The following is a 4,657-nucleotide window of genomic DNA, read 5'->3' on the forward strand; positions in this document are numbered from 1 at the left end:
GTCTGTCTGACCCACCGCTATCGCAGGCAAGCCAGCTCCCACTTTGAATCTTCAGCGTGACTGCCAACTGCGCAGCAGCCCCGGCAACTCTGTCAGGCTACGAATCTCTACATCCGGCTGCTTATCCGCTTCCCACGCCTTGCCCGTCGGGTTGAACCACACCGCGCGAAGCCCGGCCTGCTGCGCACCGGCGATGTCATCGCCAGGATGATCGCCAATATGCACGGCCTGATTTGCATCCACGCCACCGCGCTGCAAGGCTTCCTGAAACAGCCGCGCATCCGGCTTGGCGATGCCGATATCCTCGGCGCGCAGGGCAAAGTGGAAGTAATCCGCCAGCCCCACGCGTTGCACATCGGCATTGCCGTTGGTGATCACGCCCAGCAGGAAGTGCTGGCGCAACGCCTTTAGCATGGGCTCCGCTTCTGGGAACGGAGTGAGCTGGTGACGGGCGTGAATAAACGCCTCGTAGCACACATCCGCCATCTGCGTGGCCTCAGGCTGTGGGTAACCCGCCTCTTCAAACGCGTGCATCAGGACCTTATGACGCAGGATGCTGATGCGATATTTAAGCTCTGGATGGCGCTCCAACACCTGCTGGCGAAGGCTGGCGAAATGTTCCAGGGGCAAGTCGCCAACCTTGGAGGCGTTAAGTGCCAGCCATTCGCGCATCGACGCCTCGGCGTTGATGATGACGGGTACGTTGTCCCAGAGCGTGTCGTCCAGGTCGAAGGTGATCAGCTTGATACTCATGAGTCGCCGCCCTTGATGCGTTTGGCCCGTGGATGGGCGCTGTCGTACACCGTCGCCAGGTGCTGGAAGTCGAGGTGGGTATAGATCTGCGTGGTCTTGATATCGGAGTGGCCGAGCAGCTCCTGCACGGCGCGCAGGTCCTGGGACGACTCCAGCATATGGCTGGCAAAAGAATGTCGCAGCATGTGAGGGTGCAGGTTTTGCCCCAGTTCGCGCTCGCCGGCCGCCTTGACCCGCACCTGAATCGCCCGTGGCCCCAGGCGTCGGCCTTGCTGGCTGACAAACACCGCATCGTCGGCCGGGTTGGTCAACAGGCGCAGCGGCAACCACAGCTGCAAGGCTTCGCGGGCCTTCCTGCCCACCGGCAGCACACGGGTCTTGCTGCCCTTGCCGAGCACTTGTACCAGGCCGTCCGCCAGGTCCAACTGATCCAGGTTCAGGCCGGTCAGCTCCGACAGACGCAGGCCCGAGGAATAAAACAGCTCAAGAATCGCCTGGTCACGATGGGCCAGGAAGTCATCCTCAACGGCGCCGTCCAGCAGTTGCAGGGCGCGGTCGGTGTCGAGGGTCTTGGGCAGGCGCCGTTCGCCCTTGGGCGGCGACAGGCCATTGGCCGGGTCGTGGTCGCACAGGCCTTCACGGTTGAGGTAGTGATAGAGGCCGCGTACCGCTGAGAGCAGGCGCGACAGGCTGCGCGAAGACTGGCCCGCCTGGTGCAGGCGCGCGATCAGGCTGCGCAGGCTCTGGATATCCAGCGCCTTCCAGCTGGTGATCTGTTGTTTTTCGCAGTACGCCAGGACCTTGTTCAGGTCCCGTCGATAGGCTTCCAGGGTGTGAGGCGACACCTGGCGCTCGTTGCGCAGGTGAGCGCAATAAGCGTCCAGTTGCCGTTCCATGGCTAGCGCACCGCGCGCAGGGTGGTGGTGTGGCGGGGCAAGACGCGGCCCAGCACTTCGGCGATGTAGGTCAAGAACAGCGTGCCCACCGAGCTTTTGTAGTGCGCAGGGTCACGGCTGGCAATCGCCAGCACGCCGTGCAAGCCTTGATGGCTGAGGGCGACTACGGCGGTGGAGCCGATCTGCTTGCGCTGTTCGGCGCCAAACAGGAAATCCAGCTCGTGTTCACGCAAGGTGCCGCTGATGGTCTTGCCTTCCGAGAGCAGGCCGCCGATTGCGGTTTGAGCGTCGCTGCCGCTGACCCAGCGGCCCACCGGCATCGGGTTGTCGCTGAACAAAATCAGGCTGACAAACGGCACCTGAAAGTCTTGGCGCAGGCTGTCTTCCACGGCGATGACCGTTTCTTCCAGGCTGTTGGCGTCCATCAGGGTCAGGATCAGGCGGCGGGTCTTGTCGAACAAGCGGTCGTTGTCGCGGGCCACATCCATCAGGTGTGAAAGCCGATGGCGCATTTCGATATTGCGCTCGCGCAGGATCTTCATCTGCCGCTCCACCAGCGACACGGTATCGCCACGCTGGTGGGGGATGCGCAGGGCGGGCAGCAGTTCTTCGTGTTCGACGAAGAAGTCCGGATTAGCCTCAAGGTACGCCGCGACAGCAGCGGCCTCCAGACTTTCGCTTGGGGTTGCTTGGGCGGGTACTTGAGGCTTATCGGTCATTAGCTTGGCTCACTCATAGACGGACCTGTCCTTCGTATACACGCGAGGCCGGCCCGGTCATCATCACCGGGTGGCCAGGCCCTGCCCACTCGATGGACAAACGCCCACCCGGCAGGTCGATCAATAGGGGCGAATCCATCCACCCCTGGCTGATCGCGGCGACGGCTGCGGCGCAAGCACCGGTGCCGCACGCCTGGGTTTCGCCGGCGCCGCGTTCCCATACACGCAGTTGCGCACGGGTACGGTCGATCACCTGCAAAAAGCCCACATTGACCCGTGCCGGAAAGCGCGGGTGATGCTCGATCTTCGGCCCCAGCTCATGCACCGGGGCGTTGTTGATGTCGTTGACCCGCAGTACGGCATGGGGGTTGCCCATGGAGACGGCAGCGATGTCGACGATTTTGCCTTCTACATCCAGCGCGTAACTGGCGGCCTGCTCGGTGGCCTGAAACGGAATATCCGCTGGCACCAGGCGTGGCGCGCCCATGTTGACGCTGATCTGGCCGTCGCTGCGAATGTCCAGCTCGATCACGCCGCTTTTGGTCTCGACACGAATCTGGCGCTTGGCAGTCAGGCGTTTGTCCAGCACAAAGCGCGCAAAGCAGCGCGCACCGTTGCCGCACTGTTCCACTTCGGAGCCGTCGGAGTTGAAGATCCGGTAACGGAAATCCACCTCCGGGTTGCTCGGCGCCTCGACGATCAGCAACTGGTCGAAACCGATGCCGGTGTGCCGGTCGCCCCACTGTTTGGCGTGCTTAGGCAGGATGTGCGCGTGCTGGCTGACCAGGTCCAGGACCATGAAATCATTACCCAGCCCGTGCATCTTGGTAAAACGCAGCAGCATGGCTTACTCCGGCAGCAGGCTTTCGCCAGCAAACAACTCGGCTACCGTCTCGCGGCGACGCACTTCAAACGCTTGATCACCGTCCACCAGCACCTCGGCGGCACGGCCGCGGGTGTTGTAGTTGGAACTCATGACAAACCCGTAGGCACCGGCCGAATGCACGGCCAGCAGGTCGCCTTCCTCCAGCGCAAGCTGACGATCCTTGGCCAGGAAGTCGCCGGTTTCGCAGATCGGGCCGACGATATCGTAGGCGCGGCCTTCGCCCTCGCGCGGGGTTACGGCAGTGACGTCCATCCATGCCTGGTACAGCGCCGGGCGAATCAGGTCGTTCATTGCTGCATCGACAATGGCGAAATCCTTGTGCTCGGTGTGCTTGAGGTACTCGACCTGGGTCAGCAGCACGCTGGCGTTGGCAACGATATAACGGCCCGGCTCGAACATCAGGGTCAGGCCGAGGCCTTCGGTGCGCTCACGCACAGCCTTGATGTAATCGGCGATCAGCGGCGGCTCTTCATCGCGATAACGCACACCCACACCACCACCGAGGTCGATGTGTTGCAGGTAGATGCCGCACTCGCCAAGGCGATCGGTCAGCGCCAGCAGGCGATCAAGGGCGTCCAGGAACGGAGGCAGGGTGGTCAGTTGCGAGCCGATATGGCAGTCGACACCCAGCACTTCCAGGTTCGGCAGCTGTGCGGCACGGATGTACACGTCTTCGGCGTCGGCAATGGCGATGCCGAACTTGTTCTCTTTGAGACCGGTGGAGATATACGGGTGCGTGCCGGCATCGACGTCCGGGTTGACGCGCAGGGAGATCGGCGCGCGAACGCCCATCTCGGCGGCGACCACTTGCAGGCGCTCCAGCTCGTCGGTGGATTCGACGTTGAAGCAATGCACGCCCACTTCGAGCGCGCGGCGCATGTCTTCGCGGCTTTTGCCGACGCCCGAGAAGACGATCTTGTCAGCCTTGCCGCCGGCAGCCAGAACACGTTCCAGCTCGCCACGGGAAACGATGTCAAAACCAGCGCCAAGACGCGCCAGGACATTCAGTACACCCAGGTTGGAGTTGGCCTTGACCGCGTAGCACACCCTGTGTGGAACGCCTTCCAGTGGGTCGGTGAACGAGCGGTATTGGGCTTCGATGTGCGCACGCGAGTACACATAGGTCGGGGTGCCAAACTGCTCGGCAATCGCGGACAGCGCCACGCCTTCCGCGAACAGCTCGCCGTCCCGGTAGTTAAAAGCGTCCATGATGTTCCCTTAGTAAGTGTCGTGCTTATGCGCTTTCGCAGCTTTCTGCGACGACTGTGCCTGGTCGTTCGGGTCTTTGCTGTCATCGGGCAGGTACAGCGGGCCTTTTTGACCACAGGCACTAACGAGGCAAGCGACCGCGACGAGCGCAGCAAGGGAAGAGATCAGGCGCTTCATGGCGAAATCCTTGAATA

Annotated in this window: 6 protein-coding genes; all 6 read right to left on the reverse strand. The window is 62.4% G+C overall.

What is annotated here, in order from left to right:
* Nucleotides 1-51: 51 nt before the first annotated feature.
* From FEM54_RS25230 to lptM, 6 genes are read right to left on the reverse strand one after another with little or no spacing between them, the layout of a single operon-like run.
* Nucleotides 52-753, reverse strand: coding sequence for an HAD family hydrolase (locus FEM54_RS25230; RefSeq protein ID WP_138453513.1), 702 nt, complete (start codon nucleotides 751-753; stop codon nucleotides 52-54).
* Nucleotides 750-1,649, reverse strand: a complete 900-nt coding sequence (xerC, locus tag FEM54_RS25235) for a tyrosine recombinase XerC (RefSeq protein WP_017134991.1) — start codon at nucleotides 1,647-1,649, stop codon at nucleotides 750-752. The genes FEM54_RS25230 and xerC overlap by 4 nt, the downstream gene beginning before the upstream one ends.
* A 2-nt stretch (nucleotides 1,650-1,651) precedes the next feature.
* Nucleotides 1,652-2,368, reverse strand: a complete 717-nt coding sequence (locus FEM54_RS25240; RefSeq protein ID WP_056860805.1) for a DUF484 family protein — start codon at nucleotides 2,366-2,368, stop codon at nucleotides 1,652-1,654.
* Nucleotides 2,369-2,381: 13 nt separating this feature from the next.
* Entirely contained in the window at nucleotides 2,382-3,212 is an 831-nt protein-coding gene (gene dapF, locus FEM54_RS25245; protein ID WP_017134993.1) for a diaminopimelate epimerase, read from the reverse strand.
* 3 nt (nucleotides 3,213-3,215) lie between these two features.
* Nucleotides 3,216-4,463 (reverse strand): diaminopimelate decarboxylase, encoded by a 1,248-nt coding sequence (lysA, locus tag FEM54_RS25250; RefSeq protein ID WP_017134994.1) that lies wholly within the window; start codon nucleotides 4,461-4,463, stop codon nucleotides 3,216-3,218.
* 9 nt (nucleotides 4,464-4,472) lie between these two features.
* Nucleotides 4,473-4,640, reverse strand: coding sequence for an LPS translocon maturation chaperone LptM (lptM, locus tag FEM54_RS25255; protein ID WP_017134995.1), 168 nt, complete (start codon nucleotides 4,638-4,640; stop codon nucleotides 4,473-4,475).
* Nucleotides 4,641-4,657: the final 17 nt, after the last annotated feature.

This window comes from Pseudomonas edaphica (assembly GCF_005863185.1).
GTDB classification, from domain to species: domain Bacteria; phylum Pseudomonadota; class Gammaproteobacteria; order Pseudomonadales; family Pseudomonadaceae; genus Aquipseudomonas; species Aquipseudomonas edaphica.

What these genes read in the sequence shown, in the direction of transcription:
- FEM54_RS25230 (WP_138453513.1), bottom strand. Translation starts at nt 753, where the DNA reads ATGAGTATCAAGCTGATCACCTTCGACCTGGACGACACGCTCTGGGAC.
- lysA (WP_017134994.1), bottom strand. Translation starts at nt 4,463, where the DNA reads ATGGACGCTTTTAACTACCGGGACGGCGAGCTGTTCGCGGAAGGCGTG.
- xerC (WP_017134991.1), bottom strand. Translation starts at nt 1,649, where the DNA reads ATGGAACGGCAACTGGACGCTTATTGCGCTCACCTGCGCAACGAGCGC.
- dapF (WP_017134993.1), bottom strand. Translation starts at nt 3,212, where the DNA reads ATGCTGCTGCGTTTTACCAAGATGCACGGGCTGGGTAATGATTTCATG.
- FEM54_RS25240 (WP_056860805.1), bottom strand. Translation starts at nt 2,368, where the DNA reads ATGACCGATAAGCCTCAAGTACCCGCCCAAGCAACCCCAAGCGAAAGT.
- lptM (WP_017134995.1), bottom strand. Translation starts at nt 4,640, where the DNA reads ATGAAGCGCCTGATCTCTTCCCTTGCTGCGCTCGTCGCGGTCGCTTGC.